Annotated in this window: 20 protein-coding genes; 12 read left to right on the top strand and 8 right to left on the bottom strand. The window is 41.7% G+C overall.

From position 1 onward, the window contains the following. The first annotated feature begins 2 nt into the window (after positions 1–2). The 4 genes from FTV50_RS07420 to FTV50_RS07435 all read left to right on the top strand — a co-directional run bounded on the left by FTV50_RS07420 (position 3) and on the right by FTV50_RS07435 (position 3,121). The gene (locus FTV50_RS07420) at positions 3–851 is read left to right on the top strand and encodes a class II glutamine amidotransferase (protein ID WP_111885279.1); all 849 of its coding nucleotides are present in this window, start codon (positions 3–5) and stop codon (positions 849–851) included. 263 nt (positions 852–1,114) lie between these two features. Next, positions 1,115–1,570 (top strand): bacteriohemerythrin, encoded by a 456-nt coding sequence (locus tag FTV50_RS07425; RefSeq protein WP_078190032.1) that lies wholly within the window; start codon positions 1,115–1,117, stop codon positions 1,568–1,570. A gap of 142 nt (positions 1,571–1,712) precedes the next feature. Then, on the top strand, positions 1,713–2,795 hold the full coding sequence (locus FTV50_RS07430) for a hypothetical protein (protein ID WP_180024012.1): 1,083 nt from the start codon (positions 1,713–1,715) through the stop codon (positions 2,793–2,795). Then, positions 2,795–3,121 (top strand): RnfH family protein, encoded by a 327-nt coding sequence (locus FTV50_RS07435; protein WP_180004252.1) that lies wholly within the window; start codon positions 2,795–2,797, stop codon positions 3,119–3,121. The genes FTV50_RS07430 and FTV50_RS07435 overlap by 1 nt, the downstream gene beginning before the upstream one ends. A gap of 43 nt (positions 3,122–3,164) precedes the next feature. Here the strand turns inward: FTV50_RS07435 and FTV50_RS07440 are convergent, their stop codons facing one another. Continuing rightward, positions 3,165–3,563 carry an outer membrane protein assembly factor BamE gene (locus FTV50_RS07440; protein ID WP_078193102.1) on the bottom strand — a complete coding sequence of 133 codons (399 nt, stop codon included), beginning with the start codon at positions 3,561–3,563 and terminating at the stop codon, positions 3,165–3,167. A 112-nt stretch (positions 3,564–3,675) separates the two neighbouring features. Between FTV50_RS07440 and fur the strand changes: the two genes are divergently transcribed. Next, entirely contained in the window at positions 3,676–4,113 is a 438-nt protein-coding gene (fur, locus tag FTV50_RS07445; RefSeq protein WP_078193101.1) for a ferric iron uptake transcriptional regulator, read from the top strand. Between the two features lie 78 nt (positions 4,114–4,191). On the opposite strand, the gene FTV50_RS07450 is transcribed toward fur, so the two are convergent. Both FTV50_RS07450 and FTV50_RS07455 read right to left on the bottom strand, forming a co-directional pair. Beyond that, positions 4,192–5,313, bottom strand: a complete 1,122-nt coding sequence (locus tag FTV50_RS07450; RefSeq protein ID WP_168379063.1) for a PilT/PilU family type 4a pilus ATPase — start codon at positions 5,311–5,313, stop codon at positions 4,192–4,194. 27 nt (positions 5,314–5,340) lie between these two features. After that, the gene (locus FTV50_RS07455; RefSeq protein ID WP_078190026.1) at positions 5,341–6,378 is read right to left on the bottom strand and encodes a type IV pilus twitching motility protein PilT; all 1,038 of its coding nucleotides are present in this window, start codon (positions 6,376–6,378) and stop codon (positions 5,341–5,343) included. A gap of 125 nt (positions 6,379–6,503) precedes the next feature. Between FTV50_RS07455 and FTV50_RS07460 the strand changes: the two genes are divergently transcribed. Together FTV50_RS07460 and FTV50_RS07465 are read left to right on the top strand one after the other, a co-directional pair. Beyond that, the gene (locus FTV50_RS07460; RefSeq protein ID WP_180024013.1) at positions 6,504–7,190 is read left to right on the top strand and encodes a YggS family pyridoxal phosphate-dependent enzyme; all 687 of its coding nucleotides are present in this window, start codon (positions 6,504–6,506) and stop codon (positions 7,188–7,190) included. A gap of 193 nt (positions 7,191–7,383) precedes the next feature. Then, a complete protein-coding gene (locus FTV50_RS07465) occupies positions 7,384–8,184 on the top strand; it encodes a thioesterase family protein (protein WP_078193098.1) in 801 nt (266 codons plus the stop codon). 48 nt (positions 8,185–8,232) lie between these two features. On the opposite strand, the gene FTV50_RS07470 is transcribed toward FTV50_RS07465, so the two are convergent. The 3 genes from FTV50_RS07470 to FTV50_RS07480 all read right to left on the bottom strand — a co-directional run bounded on the left by FTV50_RS07470 (position 8,233) and on the right by FTV50_RS07480 (position 13,554). Then, positions 8,233–11,829 (bottom strand): AAA family ATPase, encoded by a 3,597-nt coding sequence (locus tag FTV50_RS07470; RefSeq protein ID WP_180024014.1) that lies wholly within the window; start codon positions 11,827–11,829, stop codon positions 8,233–8,235. Between the two features lie 9 nt (positions 11,830–11,838). Continuing rightward, on the bottom strand, positions 11,839–13,092 hold the full coding sequence (locus FTV50_RS07475; RefSeq protein WP_180024015.1) for an exonuclease SbcCD subunit D: 1,254 nt from the start codon (positions 13,090–13,092) through the stop codon (positions 11,839–11,841). A 138-nt stretch (positions 13,093–13,230) separates the two neighbouring features. Continuing rightward, entirely contained in the window at positions 13,231–13,554 is a 324-nt protein-coding gene (locus tag FTV50_RS07480; RefSeq protein WP_373683678.1) for a VOC family protein, read from the bottom strand. Positions 13,555–13,776: 222 nt separating this feature from the next. Here FTV50_RS07480 and FTV50_RS07485 point away from each other — a divergent pair, with 222 nt between their 5' ends. From FTV50_RS07485 to FTV50_RS07495, 3 genes are all read left to right on the top strand, one after another. After that, positions 13,777–14,721 carry a GGDEF domain-containing protein gene (locus FTV50_RS07485; RefSeq protein WP_180024016.1) on the top strand — a complete coding sequence of 315 codons (945 nt, stop codon included), beginning with the start codon at positions 13,777–13,779 and terminating at the stop codon, positions 14,719–14,721. Positions 14,722–15,118: 397 nt separating this feature from the next. Further along, on the top strand, positions 15,119–15,568 hold the full coding sequence (locus FTV50_RS07490) for an ABZJ_00895 family protein (RefSeq protein WP_180010029.1): 450 nt from the start codon (positions 15,119–15,121) through the stop codon (positions 15,566–15,568). Between the two features lie 70 nt (positions 15,569–15,638). Further along, the gene (locus FTV50_RS07495; protein WP_180024017.1) at positions 15,639–16,574 is read left to right on the top strand and encodes a TIGR01777 family oxidoreductase; all 936 of its coding nucleotides are present in this window, start codon (positions 15,639–15,641) and stop codon (positions 16,572–16,574) included. A 21-nt stretch (positions 16,575–16,595) separates the two neighbouring features. On the opposite strand, the gene thiO is transcribed toward FTV50_RS07495, so the two are convergent. Further along, the gene (gene thiO / locus FTV50_RS07500) at positions 16,596–17,720 is read right to left on the bottom strand and encodes a glycine oxidase ThiO (protein ID WP_180024018.1); all 1,125 of its coding nucleotides are present in this window, start codon (positions 17,718–17,720) and stop codon (positions 16,596–16,598) included. A gap of 137 nt (positions 17,721–17,857) precedes the next feature. Further along, positions 17,858–18,871, bottom strand: a complete 1,014-nt coding sequence (hemB, locus tag FTV50_RS07505; RefSeq protein WP_180010032.1) for a porphobilinogen synthase — start codon at positions 18,869–18,871, stop codon at positions 17,858–17,860. A gap of 107 nt (positions 18,872–18,978) precedes the next feature. Between hemB and FTV50_RS07510 the strand changes: the two genes are divergently transcribed. Next, positions 18,979–19,476, top strand: coding sequence for a thioesterase family protein (locus FTV50_RS07510; protein ID WP_180024019.1), 498 nt, complete (start codon positions 18,979–18,981; stop codon positions 19,474–19,476). Between the two features lie 261 nt (positions 19,477–19,737). Next, the gene (locus FTV50_RS07515) at positions 19,738–20,889 is read left to right on the top strand and encodes an efflux RND transporter periplasmic adaptor subunit (protein WP_180024020.1); all 1,152 of its coding nucleotides are present in this window, start codon (positions 19,738–19,740) and stop codon (positions 20,887–20,889) included. Positions 20,890–20,894 lie beyond the last annotated feature (5 nt).

Below are 20,894 nucleotides of genomic sequence, written 5' to 3' on the forward strand. Positions count from 1 at the left end.
ATATGTGCCAGCTGCTCGGAATGAATTGTGCGACTCCCACCGATATTACTTTTTCGTTTCGGGGATTTTCGCAGCGAGCAGGAATTACCTCAGATCATTGTGATGGCTTTGGTATCGCTTTTTTTGAAGATAAAGCATGTCGTTTATTTGTCGACAATCAATCTGCTGTAGAGTCTCCGATTGCTGAGCTGATCCGAAACTACCCGATTAAATCTCGCAATGTGATTGCACACATTCGTAAAGCGACACAAGGCAAAATTAATCTTGAAAACTCACATCCATTTAGTCGTGAATTGTGGGGCAGACAGTGGATTTTTGCACATAATGGCGACCTACATGGCTTTCAGCCTGAGCTCACGGGGCGCTTCAGCCCCGTCGGCAATACCGACAGTGAATTGGCCTTTTGCTATTTGCTCGAGCAAATGGTGAAACGTTTTGGTTATACCGAACCTACACTCGATCAGGTGTTTGATCTGTTATTAGAAATTTCTCCGAAAATTGCAGAACATGGCACCTTTAATTTTTGTTTGTCGAATGGGCAGGCGCTATTTAGTTATGCGATTACCAAGCTGCATTGGTTGGTTCGAGAGTTCCCATTTCAACCTGCACAGTTGATTGATATTGATGTTGAAGTCGATTTTAGTGAAGTCACCACGCCTGAAGACCGTGTTGCCGTGATTACCACTGAACCCCTAACGCAAAACGAAGTTTGGACAGCATTTGAGCCGGGTGAAATGATTTTATTTCAACATGGCCGTCCGATACGTGCTGCAAAGACGGTTGTTGAACGTTTAGAACGTGAGCGGCTGGACCCATCTTTAAAACGCGTCACGCGTGCAGATCAGTATTAATTTTGAATGAAAGATATTCATTATAAAAATGAATATCTTACACTTTATTGAATTAAGGGTATTTTCTAAGATATTGAATTGATTAAAAAATATCTTAGCTTTATACTCGGGATTAAATAAAATAACATAATAAAAACAATTGATTACATTATAAATAGCAGTATTTCAATTAAAACCAACCTTTTTACTTCATTTTTATTTAAGTTCTTTAATTATATGATGAAATTTACGTGATAAGTCCTTCATATTTATAGGTGGTCGTAATGAAAATGAAATGGGTTCCAGAATACAATACTGGTATCGATGTGATTGACGATCAACACAAACGGATTCTTGACTACATCAATGAAATTGATGGCATTGACGCAAATACAGATCGTGATCGTGTAAAACAAATTCTGGAAAACATTATTGATTACACGCAATCACATTTTACCTTCGAAGAATCTTTACAAGAAGAAGCGGGTTATAAATATCGTGTGCCACATAAACGCGTACATGATTTATTTATTAAAAAAATTGAATCTTACCGCGACCGTTTTGAAATGGGGCATGCGATTGAAAATGAATTACATGAAGTGCTTTCAAAATGGCTGATTAACCATATTCAGCACGATGATGCTGATTATGTCGGTGCGGTTAAAGAAAATATGATGGGTATCATCAAAGAAAAAGAAAAGAAAAAAGGCAAAAATTGGTTTGCACGTTTCTTTTCATAACCTCAAAAAATGAAATAAAAACAATTAAAATCTAATAATATTATTTGCGCAGCAAATCACCTTTAAGGTGATTTGCTTTTTGTTTTTGATTTTCAAGGCACAGCAAGGCAAAATAGCGCTAGAATTTTCAAAGGAATTTGTCATGCAGGACAATGCGATGTCGAAATGGTTATCGCCACTGATGGCGTTCTGTTTATCTTTTATCATTATTGCAACTTTAGCACCGGTAACAGGTATTCAAATTGAACGTCAGCTAGATTTCTGGCTGTTGTGGCTAGGTACAATGCTTATTTTAGCTTTACCGCTATGTTATTTGGAAATTGCTTTAGCAAAACGTTCAAAAATTACAGCAGTTCAAGCACTGTCTTCGCTAACACGTGATGCAGATGCTTCGCCAAAATGGCGTATAGTGGGTTGGCTTGCCGTAGTATTTATTCCATTCCTCGCAGGTGCCATGCTTTCAGCCGCGTCGCAATATGTGGCAATTTTTACAGCTAATGGCTTTGCCTATAGCATTATTTTGGCTGTCCTTGCGGTCATTGCATTTGCATTGTCGTTTGTACCACGCCAATTTTTAGTGATTTTGACCGCTATTGGTGTGATTGCTGCAGTAGTCTTAGCGAATGTTATGGGAACTGCCTTACCAGAGTGGAAAATGACTGCGCTCGAATTTAGTGAGTGGGGCAATGCAACAGTTTTGGCGCTCGTAGCAAGTGGTTTGGGGATGGGCTTGTACTGGCAGTCAAGTTTGCCAGCCGTGAAGCAACAAGAGATTGCAAGCAAAACGGTATTTCCAATTTGGATCGCTCAACTCTTGGCAGTGATTGCTTTTGCTTTTTTCGCAGCAAAAACACAAGTACCTGCTTTAGCATTGGTTGTGGGTTTGGTTGCTGCTTCAGCATTGCTGATTCAAATGGCACGTGAACAATTACAACAACGCCAATTGGCCGTAGTGGTGCAATGGGCGATTTTATTGGTTGCGGTTTTTGTATGGGCACTGAGCACTGTTCTTCCAGTATTTAATATTGCCTTGTTGATTTGGGGCTTAATTATTTGTCTGATTTATGCGATTTTCGCAGGTTGGATTATGAAGATTAGTCATCTACGTAAGTCAATGAACTTCAGTCATGAAACCTTTTATAATATTTGGCGTATTGCCGTACGTATCGTCGTGCCCTTGTCAATAATATTGGCATTGGTGGCTGTGATTGGGCAGTTATTCTAATGACAGCTCAGTTACAAGTATGGGTCGCTTATGCGAGCGTGGAACAGCAGATATTAATTCCTCTGATCTTTAATCCCGGTATGACGGTTGAAGATGCTATTGTGCAAAGTGGCATTCGAAAACAAGTGGATTTACCAGAAGTATTAACACTAGGAATCTTCGGGGCGCGTGTAAGCGATTCATCTCAGTTACTTGAAGCAGGTGATCGCGTCGAAATCTATCGTGCATTAACCATTAATCCGAAAGATATTCGTCGTAATCGCGCCAAGAAAAATCCCGTCGGCCGTTATTGTCGAGGCAATCGTTTCAAGCAATTGTACTTATAAAAAAAACCCCTAAATTTAGGGGTTTATTTTTATCTTAAAGCGACTATAGTGGTGGCGCAGTTAAAATCGCTTCTTTAGAACCTGGTAAGCCCGGTTGAGACTCTGGAATGGTTTCTAAGCCTTCAATTTTTTGAACGATACCGTTTTGGTCAAAGAAGATTTTTAAGTGTTGACCATGTGCAGCAGGAATCTTGGCTTTTTTAGCATATGTTCCTGGGGTATACTTATAAATGTAGTCCCAACGTAACGGATTCATTGGATCGGCAACAGTTGGACTACCTAGCAAAAAGCGAACTTGTTGGTGGCTCATTCCCACTTGAATTTTAGCCGCTTGTGCTTGAGTTAAAGGTGTACCTTGTGGAATATCAACTTTATAAACGCCCAAGGTTGAACAGCCTACGAGCAATGAAGTGACGAATAACGTCAGCATGATTTTTTGCATTTTGCTAAACTATCCCAAATTAATTATGATGCATTTGATCCAAGGATAGATCATACTGCATCTACACTTTGTTGCATATTCCAACTTTAATTTTGTTGAGAGACCTTTTTTCATGCCTATTTCAAATCAAGATTTACGTAAAGCTGGACTTAAAGTTACACTTCCACGAATTAAAATATTGGAATTGCTTGAAAATTCAAGACAACATCACTTAAGCGCAGAAGATATTTATAAGACTTTACTTGAACAAGGTGAAGATGTGGGTTTAGCAACTGTGTATCGCGTGTTAACACAGTTTGAAGCTGCAGGTATTATTCAACGCCATCATTTTGAAAACAATCATTCTGTTTTTGAGATTATGCAAGAAGATCACCATGACCATATTGTGTGTCAAAACTGCAATAAAGTGGTGGAATTTACTAATGATGTGATTGAGCATGAGCAACATCAAGTGGCAGAAAAATTTGGTTTCCAACTTACAGGTCACTCATTAAATCTTTATGGCTATTGTGATGCGCCTGAATGCCAAGAAGCATATCGTAAAAAATAATCCAATGCGGATGAGAATGAATAAAAAACAGACTTCATATGAAGTCTGTTTTTTATTTCCGAAAGCGTTTAAGCAAAATTAATGTTGACCATCAAAGGTAATATTTGAATTTGCACGCAGTAAATGCTCACCGCCTTCTTCAGACAATTTAATTTGTAGACGCAGGTCGTTCGGTGAATCGGCATGTTTGAGCGCATCTTTGTAGCTAATTTGCTTGGCTTTATAAAGGTCATATAAAGCTTGGTCAAAGGTTTGCATACCCAGTTCACGAGAACGCTTCATCAGGTCTTTAATTTCGTGCACTTCACCCTTACGGATTAAATCTGAAATTAAAGGTGAGTTGATCAAAATCTCAATGGCAGCACGACGTGAATTACCATCAATGGTTGGAATCAATTGCTGCGCAACCATTGCTTTTAAATTCAAAGACAAGTCCATGAACAGCTGACTATGACGATCCGCTTCAAAGAAGTGAATGATACGGTCGATGGCCTGGTTGGCGTTGTTGGCATGCAGAGTAGCAAAAACCAAGTGACCCGTTTCAGCAAAGGCAATCGCATAGTCCATGGTTTCACGTGAACGAATCTCACCAATCAGAATCACGTCAGGTGCCTGACGTAGCGTATTCTTTAAGGCAACTTCGAAAGAGTCGGTATCAATACCCACTTCACGTTGGGTAATGATACAGCCTCGGTGTTGGTGTACAAATTCAATCGGGTCTTCAATCGTAATGATATGACCTTTGCTATTTTCATTACGATAGCCAATCAAAGATGCCAAAGAGGTTGATTTACCTGTACCCGTTGCACCTACGAAAATGATAATACCACGCTTGGTCATCGCTAATTCTTTTAAAATCGGCGGTAATTTCAACTCATCCATCGTTGGAATAACGGTTTCGATACGACGAAGCACCATGCCTGGCTGGTCACGTTGTTGAAAGGCGCTGACACGAAAACGAGCAGATTTACTGGTATTGCTAATGGCAAAGTTACATTCGCGCGTATCGGCAAATTCCTTACGCTGTTTGTCAGACATAATCGAATGTAAGATTTGACCGACAGTCGGGCCCGGTAACTTAGTCGAGCCAATTGGCAAAATTTGCCCATTGATCTTAATCGAGGGTTCAACATCGGCTGTAATAAACAAATCCGATGCTTTTTTCTCCACCATATAATCAAGTAAGCCGTTAAAATCCATAACGATCGCCCCAGAAAAATAAAAAAATTACAAGAAAGATTCGGGTTGTTTCGCTGCAGTCCGTGCAGTTTGCGTACTAATAATGCCTTTTGCGACAAGGTTTTTTAAGCTTTGATCGAGTGTGGTCATACCGTAGTTGGCACCGGTTTGAATCGCAGAATACATTTGTGCGACTTTGTTTTCACGAATCAAGTTACGGATCGCAGGAATACCAATCATAATTTCATGGGCAGCCACACGACCACCGCCATTTTTCTTGAGTAGGGTTTGTGAAATTACGGCTTGAAGTGATTCGGATAACATTGCACGAACCATATCTTTTTCTTCAGCAGGGAATACGTCAATCACACGGTCAATGGTTTTTGCGGCAGAGGTTGTATGTAGTGTACCGAAGACCAAGTGACCGGTTTCAGCAGCTGTCAGCGCCAAACGAATGGTTTCAAGGTCACGCATCTCACCGACTAAGATAATATCCGGGTCTTCACGCAGTGCGGAACGAAGTGCTTCGTTAAAGCCGTGCGTATCACGGTGTACTTCACGTTGGTTGACCAAGCATTTTTTTGATTCGTGTACAAATTCGATCGGGTCTTCGACCGTTAAAATATGGTCATAACGGTTGTCGTTAATGTAATCGACCATCGCAGCAAGCGTGGTAGATTTACCCGAACCCGTTGGACCAGTCACCAATACGATGCCACGTGGATATTCACAAATATCTTTGAAGATTTGGCCCATACCAAGATCTTCAATGGTTAGTACTTTTGAAGGAATGGTACGGAATACGGCACCAGCACCACGGTTTTGGTTAAATGCGTTCACACGGAAACGAGCCACGCCAGGTACTTCAAATGAAAAGTCAGTTTCTAATTTTTCTTCGTAATCACGACGCTGTTTATCGTTCATGATGTCGTAAACCAATTTGTGCACTTCTTTGTGTTCAAGAGCAGGAAGGTTGATACGACGAACTTCACCATCCACACGAATCATTGGTGGCATACCAGAAGATAAATGTAAATCCGAAGCGTTATTTTTGGCAGCAAAGGCCAATAGTTCTGTAATGTCCATAAAATCCCCGAGATAAAAATTAAATCTTAATTATTTTGATAGAATAATAAGGCTTTCCCACAGCTTAACCAACACTTAGTTGCAGGGCAATGCAAAAAAAGATGAATGAAATGAGAACCCCGTCAATGAATAAACTTCAAGAAGCACGAAATCAAGTCTTGCAGCAAATTGAGCAGGCTTGCCAACTTGCGGGTCGACCACAGCAGTCGGTTGAATTGTTGGCTGTATCTAAGACGCATCCTGCTGAAATGCTAAGAGAAATGTATACAACGGGGCAACGCTCATTTGGTGAAAATTATCTGCAAGAAGCGCTTGAAAAAATAGAGGCTTTGGCAGATTTAGAGATTGAATGGCATTTTATAGGTCATGTACAGCGTAATAAAACCAAACATTTGGCTTCAAACTTTGCTTGGGTGCATGGGGTAGACCGTTTGATTATTGCGGAGCGTTTATCAAGCCAGCGAGAAGCGACTCAAGCGCCTTTGAATATTTGCCTACAAGTCAATATTGACGCGCAAGATACGAAGGATGGCTGTCAGCCGAATGAAGTAGCAGATTTGGTCGCACAGATTTCTACGCTACCGAATTTACGCTTACGTGGACTGATGGTGATTCCTGCTCCAAACAATCCGCAAGCGTTTGCTGATGCCAAAGTGCTCTTTGAGCATGTCAAAGCACAGCATGCGAAACCTGAAGATTGGGATACATTAAGTATGGGGATGTCAGGCGATATGACTGATGCGATTGCTGCGGGTTCAACGATGGTTCGCGTGGGGACAGCATTGTTTGGCGCACGTGATTATTCAAAATAGGACAGAAGATTCAGCCTGCTTTCAAAAACTAGGCTTATAAAGTGTAAGCACAGCAGATAAATTTTCACAATAGATGAAACCTATGGGTTCAAAGTGAGCCTTTTAATTTGAACTTTCCATTAAAGTTGAGTACAAAATAATCAGGATGTTTTTGATATTGAAGTAATTCACACTTGGACAAATAGGGAAGTTCATGACGGCATATTATCAGTTGATTCAACGCGACGTAGATGCGCAAGGCTGTGTCACGGCACATTACCATTCGACCAATTTAGCACAAGGTGCATGGAATGCACATGAGCAACACATGGCACCAGCTACAGGCATTATTTGTGCTGAATTAGACCGTTTTTCACCACGTCATGATATGCGTATCGGGCGCATTAGCCTCGATATTTTGGGCTTAATTCCTGCTGGCGAGTTTGAAATAATCACGCAAGTGATTCGTCCGGGAAAAACCATTGAACTGATTGAATCTGAAATGCGGGCTCAGGGCAAAACCTGCATTGTGGCACGCACTTGGCGCATGATGACGCAAAATAGCCAGTCCGTGAAAGGTTTGGAGGATGCTGATGTGACTGGGCCAGAAACTGCGCCGATTTGGGACGGTATCCGTCAGTGGCCGGGGGGATATATTCAGTCGATTGAAGCAAGAAGCCATGGGCGCCGTGCAGGTCAAGGCATTGTGTGGCTGAGAACACAGCATGACATGGTTGAAGGTGAGCCGACTGCTGATTTTGTCCGTTTAATGGGCATGGTTGATACCGCCAATGGTATTGTTCCGCGTCAGGATTGGCCATTTGGCTGGGGCTTTCCAAATCTGGATCTACAAATCCATTTGCACCGTTTACCACAGGGACAGTGGTTAGGTCTGGAAACCGTGCAGCAGTATGGAGCGGATGGTGTTGGTTTGAGTAGTTCTGTATTGCATGATGTCCATGGCCCATTTGGGCGTAGTGAACAGATTTTAACGCTACGTCCACTCGGGACGTAATGATCTAGAGAATCAAAAATTATAAAGCCTGCTTTAAGCAGGCTTTTTTTAAGATACGATTTGGATGGTGCTTGCACCTGCTCCGACAGGATTGACTTGAATTTGCACAGGGATTCGTTCGTGCATTTCTTGAATGTGAGAAATTAGCACGACTTTACGCCCTTGGTTTTGTAGCTGATCCAGAGCATTCATTACCATGTGCAGACTTGAAGCGTCTAGCGTACCAAATCCTTCGTCAATAAATAGGCTTTCAATTTTTGTTGTACCTGATGCCATGCTCGCAATGGCTAAGGATAAAGCGAGCGCGGTTAAGAAAGACTCACCGCCTGAAAGCGAAGAGACCGAGCGGGTTTCACCATCCATATCATGATCGACAATGGCTAGGCTTAATGAGTTTTCAAGGCGCTTTAAGGTATAGCGCTGTGAAAGCATCGCCAATTGCTGATTGGCATATTCAATTAAAATATCGAGGTTATATTGCTGTGCCAAATCACGGAATTTCTTGCCCTTTGCATCGCCCATTAAGCTCGAAATCTTATTCCAACGATGTTCCTCAGATTGGATCTGTTGAATCTGATCGGTAAATTGCTGCTGTTTTGCTACATTGCGTTGATGTACTTCGAGTTTGAGTTTCACTTCATCACGCTGTTCCATCACTTGGGTTATTTGTTCAACCAAACTTTGTAATTGTGAGAGTAGTGCTTCAAATTCGATTTCAGGCTGCAGCATTAAGTGCTGCTGTAGTTGCTCATCCAATGTTTTCTTAGCAGACTGAGCATCGCTATATGCACGTTCAGCCGAGCTAATTTGCTGTTTCAGTTGCAGCTCTTGCTCATGTGTAATTTCACTGAGCTGCAGTAACAAGGCGTCATTAAAATCAATATGCAGCGCTAACCACTGTTGAATACTCAACGCGGCTGCATTTTGTTGAGTTTGCAACTGTAGTTGCTGTGCCTGATATTTTTGCAGTGTTGCTTGTGCCGTATCAAAGGCTTGGCGTCGCTGCTCAAATTGTTGACGTACCGTATTAAACTGAGTCTGCAGCTGTTGTCGGTTTTGCTCAAACTGTAATAACCATTCATGCGGTTTTTCAACAGTTACTTGAATCATGGTAAAAATAGCTTGGATTGCAAGATCGCTATTTTGTTTACCTTCTTCTAACAGTGTCGAAATGCGTTTTTCAGTTGCAGCAATATTCTCTAGACTGAATTTACTGCGCTGTTTTGCCTGTTCCAGCTGCTGTGTTATTTGATTCAGCTGAGCATTTAGTTCATTACGTTGTTTTAAGGTGTTAAGACGTTGCTGTAATTGAATATAAATTTCTTCAGCAGCGGTGCGGGTTGACTGCTGCCATGCGTATTTTTCAGTGTCATCCAATAAAGACAAAATAGGTTGAATATTTTGTTCCGCATGCTGTATTTCTGTCAGCTGCTTTGTCGTGTGCTGAATGTATTGAGTCAAAGTATGGCTGTTTTGCTGCGCCTGTTCATGGGTTTTTAAATCAGCTTCTGTTTGCTGCAAAGATTGCTGTGTTTGTGCAATATGATGCGTTATAGCCGTTTCAAGCAAGCTCAAATCTGAGTGCAAATCGTATGGAATATTCAGTGCATTAAGTGATTGCTCAAGCTGGGTTTGGGCATTGCTCTGTTGCGTGCTGATTGCGGTGAGTTGCTGTGCATTGGCTTCAAAGGCAGTGGACTGCTGTGTGCATTTTTTTTGCAGTTGCTGCCACAGATCAAACGTTATTTTTTCCTGCGCTAGTGCTTGCTGTTCCTGCTGTACTTGCAGTTTCAATAGTTCATGGGAAAGCACATCTTGGTTATATGTATAAGGGTGCTCGGTGCTGCCGCAGACCAAACATGCTTCACCTGCAACCAGATTTGCTCTGAGCTGTTCAATATTTTCTGCATGCAGTAATCGCTGCTGCTGCAGTACAGTTTGCAAATTCTCTCGAGCTGCTTTTTGTGCATGAAATTCAGTTTCAGCCATGCTGCATTGCTGCTGATTCTGTGTGAGATCACTTTGCAGTTGGTGCTGGTCTTGCAATTTTTGCTGATGTTCAACATGAATGGCGTGGTAATGCTGCCAATGACTCTTGGTGATATCTAATTGATTGATGCGATTTAATAAGTCTTCACGCGCTGTACGCAAGCCCGTAATTTTTGAGTTAAGTGCTTGGTCTTGCCCAAATTGCTGAATGAGCTGGTCAAGTTGCTGTTGTTTTTGTGCCACTTGTTGCGTGGCTTGAGCGACATCACCATATTGCTGCTCAAATTGCACATAACTTTGAATAAAACGCTGTAAAGGGCTGAGATGTGCAGACAGTGCTTCATCCAAAATTTGAAAATGTGCTGTTTGCGAGAGTAGGGTATTTTGCTGCGCTATATTTTGTTCTAACTGCTGCTGTACTTGTAACAATTGCTGTTCGGCTTGAAGCAGCGGGGCATGCTGATCTTGCAGTTTTTTGAGTTCATCTTTTACAGCAATTAGCTGATCGCCTAGCACTCGGCGGTCGGCAATTCGCGCACGTACTAAATCAATTTGATCTTGATGATCAACTTCAAATTGGTGCTGCTGTTTTTGCTGTAGATCAAGTTGTTTAAATTGAGTTTTTTCATGATTAAACTTAATTTCAATTGCGCTGAACTGCTGCTGTGCTTGAGCCAATTGAGGCTGCAGCGTTGCTATTTCAGTACTTAAATTCTTGCGTTGAATGATGCTTGGACGGATTGAGGCGAATTTTTCCAGTTGCTGCAATTGCTGCTTCTGCGGCTGCAGTGCATCGAGTTGCTGCTGTTGAACAGCCAAATATTGCTCACGTTGCTGAATATCCGCAATCAGTTTATCTTTGTGTTGAAACCATTGCTGCTGTTTGAGCAATTGCTGCTTTTCACTTTCGAATTTTTGGTAAGACTCTGTATGACTTTGAAAATTCGCCGTGTATAAGGCAAGATCTTCATCCGATAAAATTTCAATATCACCGAGTCGAACTTCCAAAGCCTTACGCTGATTGGCAATTTGCTTGGTTTTTTCAAAGGCCAATTGACCAATTTTCCCGAAAATACTGGAATTGGTTAGATACTCCAATAGCTCGCCACGTTCATTATCACGCGCTTTTAAAAAAGCGGTCACTTCTGACTGAGCCAGTAAAACGGCACGGGTGAACTGTTCAAAACTGAGTTGAGTAATGCGTAAAATTTGGCTCTCAACCGCTTTGGTTTTATCCGCAACAACAGTGCCATCTGTTAAGCATTTCAGTGAGCGCTGTACGCTTTGCAATTTACCGTTTGGGTTTTCACGGGCACGTTTAATTTCCCAACGTGCAGAATAGACTTTTTGGTCTTGAGCAATAAAACTGAGCTCGGCAAAGCCTTGGCTTGTACCACGGCGCAAGACTGTTTGCGGTGAGTTGGTCGGCAGCTCTGAACCATCTACATCGATGAGTTTGCCATCGCTGTCTTTTAAGCGCGGCACACGGTTAAACAGCGCCAAACACATGGCATCTAAAATAGTCGATTTACCAGCACCTGTTTTACCAATAATTGCCACTAAGCCTGCACTTGCTAAGGGTTCAGATTCAAAATCAATAAAATGCTCACCCGCTAAAGATGCCAAGTTTTTAATGCGTATAGATAAAATTTTCATGGCAATTCCTTAAGTGTTCGCATCATCTTCAAGTGATTTTTGTGCTTCATCGACCAAACTTAAAAAATCTTTCATTACGGTGTCATCAGCACCGTAGCCCTGTTTTTCCCAAAGGTTTTGGAATAATTTTTCAGGCGTAGGCGGATCAAGGTTGATTGCGGCTTGCTGCGGATTATTTTGATCTGAATTTAAATAACGGCGGCTGATGCGCACCAAACGATAACGGTTTGGCGCTAGCGCTTCTTCAAATTGCTGTCGTAAATTCGGTGCAGGCGGAGTGTCGGTATGATATTCAATTTCGACATATTCACGCTGATCAATATCTTCAATTTCACCGCTCGGCAAAGCGGATAATTGTGCCAAAACTTCTGGAATTGTGCCTTTGATGCGATGCAATTGCACGCTGCGCGGAATCGCTAAGGACTCTATTTGAAAGCGTGATTCATCGCTTTGAGTCGGGTCAATACTGATATCAAGCACTTGATGCTTATAATTGATTTCACTAAATGACAGGGGAATCGGTGAGCCGCTATAACGGATATGAGTTTGTCCAACTTTTTGCGGTTTATGCAAATGCCCAAGAGCCACGTAGTCAATTACATCATCAAACAGGGCGGTTGAAATTGCTTCTTCATTGCCCATAATAATCGGGCGCTCTGAGTCTGACGTTTCACCGCCTTGCATGTGGGCATGGGACATTAAAATTAAGGCTTGATCTGGAGTTTTACGTGCATTGGCTTCAGCAATTAATTGTTGATGTACATAGGCAATGGCATTTTGACTATTGGTGGTTTGATCATTGAAACCGGTGATCTCGGCAGCACGTAGAAAAGGTAAAGTCAGGCACCATGCCACTACATTTTTGTGTTCATCATAAATAGGTACCAGCAGTCGGTCTAAATCGAGCTGACCTTCGGTATTTTTATGGACCACGCCTACAGCTTTGGCATGGTATTTTTCTAATAAAGGCTCAACTTGTTCAATACGGTAGCCTGAGTCATGGTTGCCTGCGATCATCAGGGTTTGCATGTACGGAGCCCGCTCATGTGCATCTGCTAGAAACTGATACAACTGTTTTTGCGCTCTGGAAGCGGGGTTGATCACATCAAAAACATCGCCTGCAATGAGCAGGGCATGTGGCTGTTTTTGTGCTATTTGTTCAAGCAGCCAATTGAGAAACTGTTCATGTTCGTAGTCACGTGAGTGGTTATAGAAAAATTGTCCTAAATGCCAATCAGAAGTATGAAAAAAACGAACAGTCATGCAAGTCCCAAAAATCAAAAAAATTGATTGGGCTCTAAAGTATCACAGATGGTCACGTTTTCGAGGGCGATTAATCATTCATACGTCAAACTAAGTCGTTCTCGACAAGTAGAAGCTCCCCAATCGAAAATCAAGTGTTTACTGTGCATTTGGATCGACTTGCACAAGGCCAAAGGTATTGTGGTCTGGGTCTAAGAAATAGCCTTGCCAACATTGACCGGGGATCGCAAATTTTTCCATGGCAATTTGACCACCTTGCGCCAAAATTTTCTTAGTGATTTGGTTGAAATCTTCAACTTCAAAACTACAGGTAAATGCATTGGTGCCGCAGTGCGTCGGTGGCGTCTGAGCAGGGCGTTCTAACAAGCCACCATGAATACCTTGAGTTTCAATACGGAAGTACTGAATTGGTAGCCCTTCAACTGGGGTAAATGACCAACCAAAAACGGCAGAATAATACACAACTTAAAGCTTGGTATCATAACTTTGAATTTCAAAATAGTAGAGCTGGTTCATTGTTGTTATATTTTCTTTGATGGATTACACATTTCAAATAGTAGAGATCTGAAATTAGGTTAAAAATACCAAGAACTAGGAATATAAAATGTTGTTCTAATCCTGTATATAGGTGAATTATTGTACAGCGGGTATATTGCCTGCATTTGGGGTAGCAGGAGATGCAACATGCCAAATAATCCTTTTGATGAAGAAAAACTTGCAAATAGTATGGTGTATAAGACTTTATTAGAGTCTACATTAGCCATTCCTTGGTGTATTGATTGGGACAGTAAAACATTTAGTTATATTGGACCGCAAATTGAAAAGTTACTCGGTTGGAAACAAAGTAGTTGGAAAACGGTAGATGATTGGGCATCACGTATGCACGAGGAAGACCGTAATTATGTACTGAATTATTGTGTTTCACAGTCGATGGCTGGTATAGATCATGAAGCAGATTATCGTGCACTTAAAGAAGATGGTTCATATCTTTGGATACGTGATGTTGTGCATGTCGTGCGTAAACCAAATGGTGATGTAGATTGTCTTGTCGGCTTTATGTTTGATATTTCCGAGCGGAAAAAACAAGAGGAACAACTACAAAAATTGCAACGTCAGCTCGAAGAATATTCATATAAAGATGGCTTAACTGGTATTGCAAATCGACGTTTGTTTGATGACTTTTACCAGCGTGAATGGTTAAACGCAATCCGCACGCAAAAGCCGCTGAGTTTAATTTTGATCGATTTAGATTATTTTAAACAATACAATGACTTGAATGGTCATGTGATTGGGGATACATGTCTGCGTCAAATTGCTAAAAGTTTGGAATCTTGTTGTACACGACCTCGTGATTTAGTTGCGCGTTTTGGTGGCGAGGAATTTGCTTGGATTTTACCAGAGACCAATGAAGCCGCAGCAGCAGTGATGGCTGATAGAATTATGGATGCCGTGCGTGTTGCACGATTACCGCATAAAGCCTCAGCAGTGTCGGAACTCGTCACACTCAGCATGGGGGTAAAAACCATTATTCCTTCAGATCTGGATAATCCAATGCAATTTCTGGATCAAGTTGATAAAAACCTCTATGTAGCGAAAAGACAGGGGCGTAATCGCTACTGTGCTGCATAACATAGATTTACAGTTGTGACTTATTTTAAAGTTGCATAGATTTTTCAGTCAGTCGATATTTTATCGGCTGATTTTTTTTTTGGTGTAGAATATAAAAATTAAATGCTGAATACATAAGGCACAAAATAAAAGACCGACGATTCGAGTGATGATGAAATCGTCGGTCAAAAAATCGATTTCAAATTTAAGTGATGGCTGCTGTTCATACTTAAATTCAAAATGAAACTTATTGCTTTTAAAAAGGTCACCGAAACATTGTGGATGCCGTCCAAATCATCGGTTGCTACAGACCTTGTACCCTATATAACGTAGCTGATTACAGATTGGTTGACATGAAAATGAAAAAAAATGCTTTTTTTTTTTATACTAGGTGTCAACTTCTTCTTGGGTTAGGGTCATGGTGTCTTTAACACGTTATTTTTTCTTGTTTTTTTTCATTTGTTTAATCATGACCTGTATTTGCGGTGTGATCGCTGCATTATTGCCACAGGGTGTAGGCGGTATTTTAACAGTCGTACCCTACCTGATTGCAATGATCGTGGTGTTATTTCGGTTTTTAAATAAAAATCAGAGAGCACCGACACAGGCAGAGCGTAAAAAATTTACCTTAGGTTTTAGCCTGATTTTTTGGTTATATAATTTAGCTTTTGTACTTTTGGGTATCGCAATTTTTTCAAGAAAAGATCCTGAAATTTGGCAAAATTTAATGCTCTATGTTCAACATCCTCAGTTTATGAGTTTAATGGTGATCATGTTGTTACTGATGGCTATCCCTTTGTATTTAATCACCTATTGGTTTTATGGTCCGCAAGCACAGCGGATGGCTGCTCAAAAGTTTGGTGCATAAAGCTTGATCGTTTGGTGATCTTGTTCTATAGATAATAGTATTATTTCATATAGATAGATAAGAACAAATTATGCATCAGCCCACAGTACTGATGACGGGTGGCAGCGGTTTTATTGGCACACATCTCATCAAGGCACTTTTAGCTGCGGATTATAAAGTGATTGGGCTCAGTCGTAAGGCTGGGCGTATTTCTAAATCACCACATTTAACTTGGGTACAGCAGCTCGATCAAATTCCTCATGACAGAATTGATTATGTGATTAATCTTGCAGGTGAAAGTATCGGCAAAGGTCGCTGGACAGAGACGCGTAAACAGCAATTATTAGAAAGTCGGGTCAAAACCACAGAAGCGCTGTATCAATATTTACGTAAACGTAAAATTTTTCCGAAATGCATTATTTCAGGTTCGGCTGTTGGCTATTATGGTATTGATATTGAAGAACAATGGACAAAAGTGTGCGATGAAAATACTGCACCACAAGCCATTTTTATGTCAGAGCTATGCCAAAGTTGGGAGCAAGTCACACGCCAATTTCCTGAACAAAATACCATTATCACACGACTAGGTGTGGTCTTGGCTGAAGGTGGCGGAATCTTACCGCAAATGCTGCGACCGATTCAGCTCAATTTGGTCAACAAAATAGGTTCCGGTCGGCAGCCTTTTGTGTGGATACATATACAAGATGTGATCCGAAGTATGCTGTTTTTAATGAAACAAGCAGAGAAAAAACATGCATTGCTTGAACCCACGCCAATCGATCCGCATATTTTCAATTTGGTTGCGCCGGAAAAAACGACGCAGGCTCAGTTTGCGCAGATTGCAGCACGTCAATTAGCCAAAAAGCCGTGGCTCAATGTGCCTGCAACTATCTTTAAAATTTTATTGGGTGAGCAATCGCAATTAATTTTAAATGGTCAATTGGTTCAGCCAGCCGCATTATTACAGCAAGGCTTTGAGTTTAAATTTCCGACGTTAAAAGAAGCCTTGCAGGATTTATTGGCTTAGTTGAATTTGACGGATTGACCATTATTCGACGCTTAACAATGCATCTTGAAACAGGCGACTCGGACTATAGTGGTCCGCATTGAATGAAGGCGTTTCCCCAGTCATCAGTTCAGCCAATAACTGAGCTGAAGCTGGTCCCATGCATAAACCATTTCTAAAATGCCCAAAATTTGCCCAAAGATTGTCGAAATTTGGCATCTGCCCAATATATGGAATCCCTTCAGGCGAAGATGGGCGCAGGCCAGCCCAAGATTTCACAATCGGAAAGTTGGCAAGCTCTGGTACCATGTCAAAGCAGGATTTTTGAATATGCTGCAAGGTTGTATTTGTTGTCTGAGTATCAAAGCCACATTGGCGCATACTTGAGCCGCAAACCACATGACCGTCTTGGCGTGGAATCAAGTACATGACTTTATTCATGCACATGGTCGGCAACCAATTTTGCGGGGTTTTAAAGAGAAGCATTTGTCCCTGCACGGGTTGTACGGGTATCTCAATGTCTAGTTGTTCACTCCATGCGGCTGACCAAGCGCCCGTGGCAATAACGAATTGATCAGCTGTATGTTGTTTGCTATCTGCGGTGGTGATGGACTGGATACGATTGTCCGAACGGTTTAATTGGTGGATAGGGCAATGTTCATAAATCTGAACTTTAGGATGCTGCTGTAAATAAGCCGTTAATGACTGCAAAAGTCGCGGATTACGGATGTTGGCTAATTGCGAAAAATAAATGCCATGTGCAAAGCATGCTGAAATGTGAGGATTAATCTGCTCAATTTGATCGGATTGTAAATAATCAGCGTGTTGCATTGGGTCTTGGTGCAAACGGGCATAATCTAAGCCAATTTCAAAATCATCTTCATCAAAAATCAACATGCCAGTTTCATGAATTTCAAAATCAATCCCAGTGATCGGTTTTAATTTTTCATTCCATTTTTGGTAGCTCTGCTTGCCATAACGTGCGAGCGCATTGACTTCATTGGGATATCGCCAAGGATACATCGGGGAGAGGATGCCACCACCAGCCCATGATGCGGCAGAACCTGTGCGTTGTTGGTCGAAAATCGTCACCGTACAACCGCGTTCAACGAGTTCCAATGCGGTGAGTAAACCACTAATACCTGCCCCAATAATGGCAATATTCATGTTCTTTTAACCGATGAATGTATGAGTTTGATCTTAACTTCAGCAACGCCGAAGTTTTTCTTCCAAGACTGTTTTTTAAATTTTACAGATATAAAAAAGCCTTCCTGAACGTTACCATTTCAGGAAAGCTTTGCAGGTTATTTCATGTCTTTCAACATGAGTGCTGCATCTTCAGCAAAGTAAGTCCAGATCCCATCGGCACCTGCACGGCGGCAGCTCATAAGCGATTCGATAATCACGTTTTCAGATAGCCAACCATTTTGAATGGCACCTGCCAACATGGCGTATTCGCCACTCACTTGATAGACAAATGTTGGAACACCGAAATTATCTTTGACTTCACGGACGATATCTAAATACGGCATACCCGGTTTTACAATCACCATGTCGGCGCCTTCTTGAATATCGAGTGCGATTTCATGTAAAGCTTCTGCACGGTTACCGATGTCCATTTGATAGTTATATTTATTGCCACCTTTGAGGTTGCTTGAAGAACCTACCGCATCACGGAATGGCCCGTAAAAGCTAGACGCATATTTTGCAGAATAAGCCATGATGTTGGTATAGATATGGCCATTGGCTTCAAGGGCTTGGCGAATTGCACCGATACGACCATCCATCATGTCACTTGGTGCAACCACATCTGCACCCGCTTCGGCATGGCTGAGCGCTTGTTTAATTAAGCATTCAACGGTTTCATCATTCAGTACATAGCCGGTATCATCAATGATACCGTCTTGACCATGTGTAGTGTATGGGTCGAGCGCACCATCAGTGATGAGAACCATTTCTGGTAGTTCTTTTTTTAATAAGCGGATGGTGCTTTGGACTAAGCCATCTTCATGCCAAGCTGCTTCAGCAGTTAAGCTTTTATCTTCCTGTGGTGTAACTGGGAACAAAGCTAATTTTGAAACACCCAATTCGAGTAAACGTTCTGCCTTTTTGAGTAACAAGTCAGCAGATAGACGCTGTACGTTTGGCATGCTTGGAATATCTTGAGTTTGTTGCTGGCCTGGCAACACAAATACTGGATAAATGAGATGATCAGTCGTCAGTTGAGTTTCACGCACCATGGCACGAAGCTGGTCATTTTTACGAATGCGACGCATGCGGGTAGCAGGAAAAGCTGGACGATTGAACGTATAGGTCATAACAATCTCATTGATCAGTATTAAACTTTGACTATTGTAGACGCATAATGAGGGTTTGGCGCACCCCGTATTATTTTTTTATTCAATGACAGCGATTCGAGTAGGCTATGACAGATGTAAATAAGAGTTGGACCGGTAATATTGACCTAAACTCGAAGAATGAAATCGATACTTTATTAAATAACATTGCTCAAGCATTTAACAGCTCCCCATTTTTTTTACACAATGCCATGAAAATGACGGTGATCGATGGTCAGATCGAAGCACGTGTGGACATGGCCAGTAATCTAATTGGAAATGTCGCATTCCAAATTTTACATGGTGGCGTCGCGGCAACCCTACTCGACAGTATCGGTGGTATCTCTGCGATGGCAGAATTGTATAAAAAGGCCACAGCTGAAGATCTAGTAGAAACGAGTAAAAAGGTATCTCGCTTAGCGACCGTCGATATGCGTGTGGATTATTTGGCGCCAGGACGTGGACAGTATTTCGTTGCACGAGCAGAAACCTTACGTTTAGGCCGTAAGGGTTGCACTATGCGTATGACCATGGTCAATGATGAAGGTAAAGCGATTGCAACAGCGATTGCATCGTATGCTTATTAAGCCATTTTTAAGTTAACACATTCAAAATGATGAAAAAATAAAGTCCAGCATTGGCAGCAGGGCATGATTTTATCCTGTTGCCGACGAAAAAAGACTGACGAGTTACATTTTCTATTCTCAGGATATGATTTTTTAGCTTTAAAATGCCGGAAAATTGAAGAAGATAGACTTTCTCACGACACCATTATCTGACAGCAAAGTTGACATGCTTTGCAAAGCTCATGATGCCATGACCAAGTCTGCTAGATTTAGGACAAATCTATGACAGATACCGTTAGTAACCTGCCAGAAACCCCATCTACAGAGCAGCCCACCGATCAGGAATTAAAAGCACGCAGAAAAAAAGGCCTTGGTATATTGGCTGTATTGATCGTGATTGCTTTGGTGATGTATTTGATTTGGTCAATATTTCTAAATCATTCCGTCAGTACCGATAATGCCTATGTCGGTGCAGAAACAGCGTCGATTACCTCGATGGTCACGGGGCAAGTGGCAGAGGTTTTGGTGAGTGATACGCAGCAAGTGAAAAAAGGCGATGTGCTTGTTCGCATTGATGCTCGTGATGCTGAAATTGCCTTAGCTCAAGCTCAGGCTGAATTACTTAAAGCAAAACGACAATACAAACAAACAGCGGCGAATAGTAGCTCTTTAAACTCACAAATCTTTGTCAGTGATGATGCGATTCATAGTGCAAGCGCACAAGTCGCCAAGGCACAAGCCGATCTGAATAAAGCACAAGATGAATTACAACGTCGTCAACAATTGGCTGCTTCGGGTGCGATTTCTAAAGAAGAATTAAGCACAGCGCAAAGTGCTGTGAATACCGCTAAAGCCAGTTTTGATGTGGCACAAGCAGGACTCGCTCAAGCCAAATCTAGTCAAAAAGCGGCACAAAGTAATAAAGCTGCAAATGATGCATTAATTCAAGACAGCAATGAAAATTCAACCCCAGATGTTTTAATTGCACAAGCACGTCTACAACAAGCTCAGTTGGACTTAGAACGTACACAAATTAAAGCACCTTTTGATGGTGTGGTGACACGTCGTAATATTCAAGTTGGGCAACGCATTGCACCGGGAACGTCATTAATGATGGTGGTGCCTGTCACTCAGTTATATGTCGATGCCAACTTTAAAGAAAGCCAATTGGCAGGGGTGCAAGCGGGTCAAAAAGTTGAACTGACATCTGATCTGTATGGTGACAAAGTTAAATTTAATGGCATAGTCACTGGTTTTTCTGGTGGCACAGGTTCAGCATTTGCCTTGATTCCAGCACAAAATGCCACAGGAAACTGGATTAAAGTGGTTCAGCGTTTACCTGTAAGGATTCGTTTGGATCCAAAAGAGTTGGCAGAACACCCACTACGTGTGGGGCTGTCTATGGAAGCGACGATTGACTTGAAATCGAAGTAATTGCC

The sequence above is a fragment of the Acinetobacter sp. YH1901134 genome (genome assembly GCF_013416965.1).
Classification (GTDB): domain Bacteria; phylum Pseudomonadota; class Gammaproteobacteria; order Pseudomonadales; family Moraxellaceae; genus Acinetobacter; species Acinetobacter amyesii.

Coding starts and splice junctions, on each gene's coding strand:
- FTV50_RS07420 (WP_111885279.1), top strand. CDS start 3: ATGTGCCAGCTGCTCGGAATGAATTGTGCGACTCCCACCGATATTACT.
- FTV50_RS07440 (WP_078193102.1), bottom strand. CDS start 3,563: ATGCAAAAAATCATGCTGACGTTATTCGTCACTTCATTGCTCGTAGGC.
- FTV50_RS07430 (WP_180024012.1), top strand. CDS start 1,713: ATGCAGGACAATGCGATGTCGAAATGGTTATCGCCACTGATGGCGTTC.
- FTV50_RS07485 (WP_180024016.1), top strand. CDS start 13,777: ATGCCAAATAATCCTTTTGATGAAGAAAAACTTGCAAATAGTATGGTG.
- FTV50_RS07465 (WP_078193098.1), top strand. CDS start 7,384: ATGACGGCATATTATCAGTTGATTCAACGCGACGTAGATGCGCAAGGC.
- FTV50_RS07515 (WP_180024020.1), top strand. CDS start 19,738: ATGACAGATACCGTTAGTAACCTGCCAGAAACCCCATCTACAGAGCAG.
- FTV50_RS07435 (WP_180004252.1), top strand. CDS start 2,795: ATGACAGCTCAGTTACAAGTATGGGTCGCTTATGCGAGCGTGGAACAG.
- FTV50_RS07450 (WP_168379063.1), bottom strand. CDS start 5,313: ATGGATTTTAACGGCTTACTTGATTATATGGTGGAGAAAAAAGCATCG.
- FTV50_RS07475 (WP_180024015.1), bottom strand. CDS start 13,092: ATGACTGTTCGTTTTTTTCATACTTCTGATTGGCATTTAGGACAATTT.
- hemB (WP_180010032.1), bottom strand. CDS start 18,871: ATGACCTATACGTTCAATCGTCCAGCTTTTCCTGCTACCCGCATGCGT.
- FTV50_RS07470 (WP_180024014.1), bottom strand. CDS start 11,829: ATGAAAATTTTATCTATACGCATTAAAAACTTGGCATCTTTAGCGGGT.
- FTV50_RS07495 (WP_180024017.1), top strand. CDS start 15,639: ATGCATCAGCCCACAGTACTGATGACGGGTGGCAGCGGTTTTATTGGC.
- FTV50_RS07425 (WP_078190032.1), top strand. CDS start 1,115: ATGAAAATGAAATGGGTTCCAGAATACAATACTGGTATCGATGTGATT.
- thiO (WP_180024018.1), bottom strand. CDS start 17,720: ATGAATATTGCCATTATTGGGGCAGGTATTAGTGGTTTACTCACCGCA.
- FTV50_RS07460 (WP_180024013.1), top strand. CDS start 6,504: ATGAATAAACTTCAAGAAGCACGAAATCAAGTCTTGCAGCAAATTGAG.
- FTV50_RS07490 (WP_180010029.1), top strand. CDS start 15,119: ATGGTGTCTTTAACACGTTATTTTTTCTTGTTTTTTTTCATTTGTTTA.
- FTV50_RS07510 (WP_180024019.1), top strand. CDS start 18,979: ATGACAGATGTAAATAAGAGTTGGACCGGTAATATTGACCTAAACTCG.
- FTV50_RS07455 (WP_078190026.1), bottom strand. CDS start 6,378: ATGGACATTACAGAACTATTGGCCTTTGCTGCCAAAAATAACGCTTCG.
- fur (WP_078193101.1), top strand. CDS start 3,676: ATGCCTATTTCAAATCAAGATTTACGTAAAGCTGGACTTAAAGTTACA.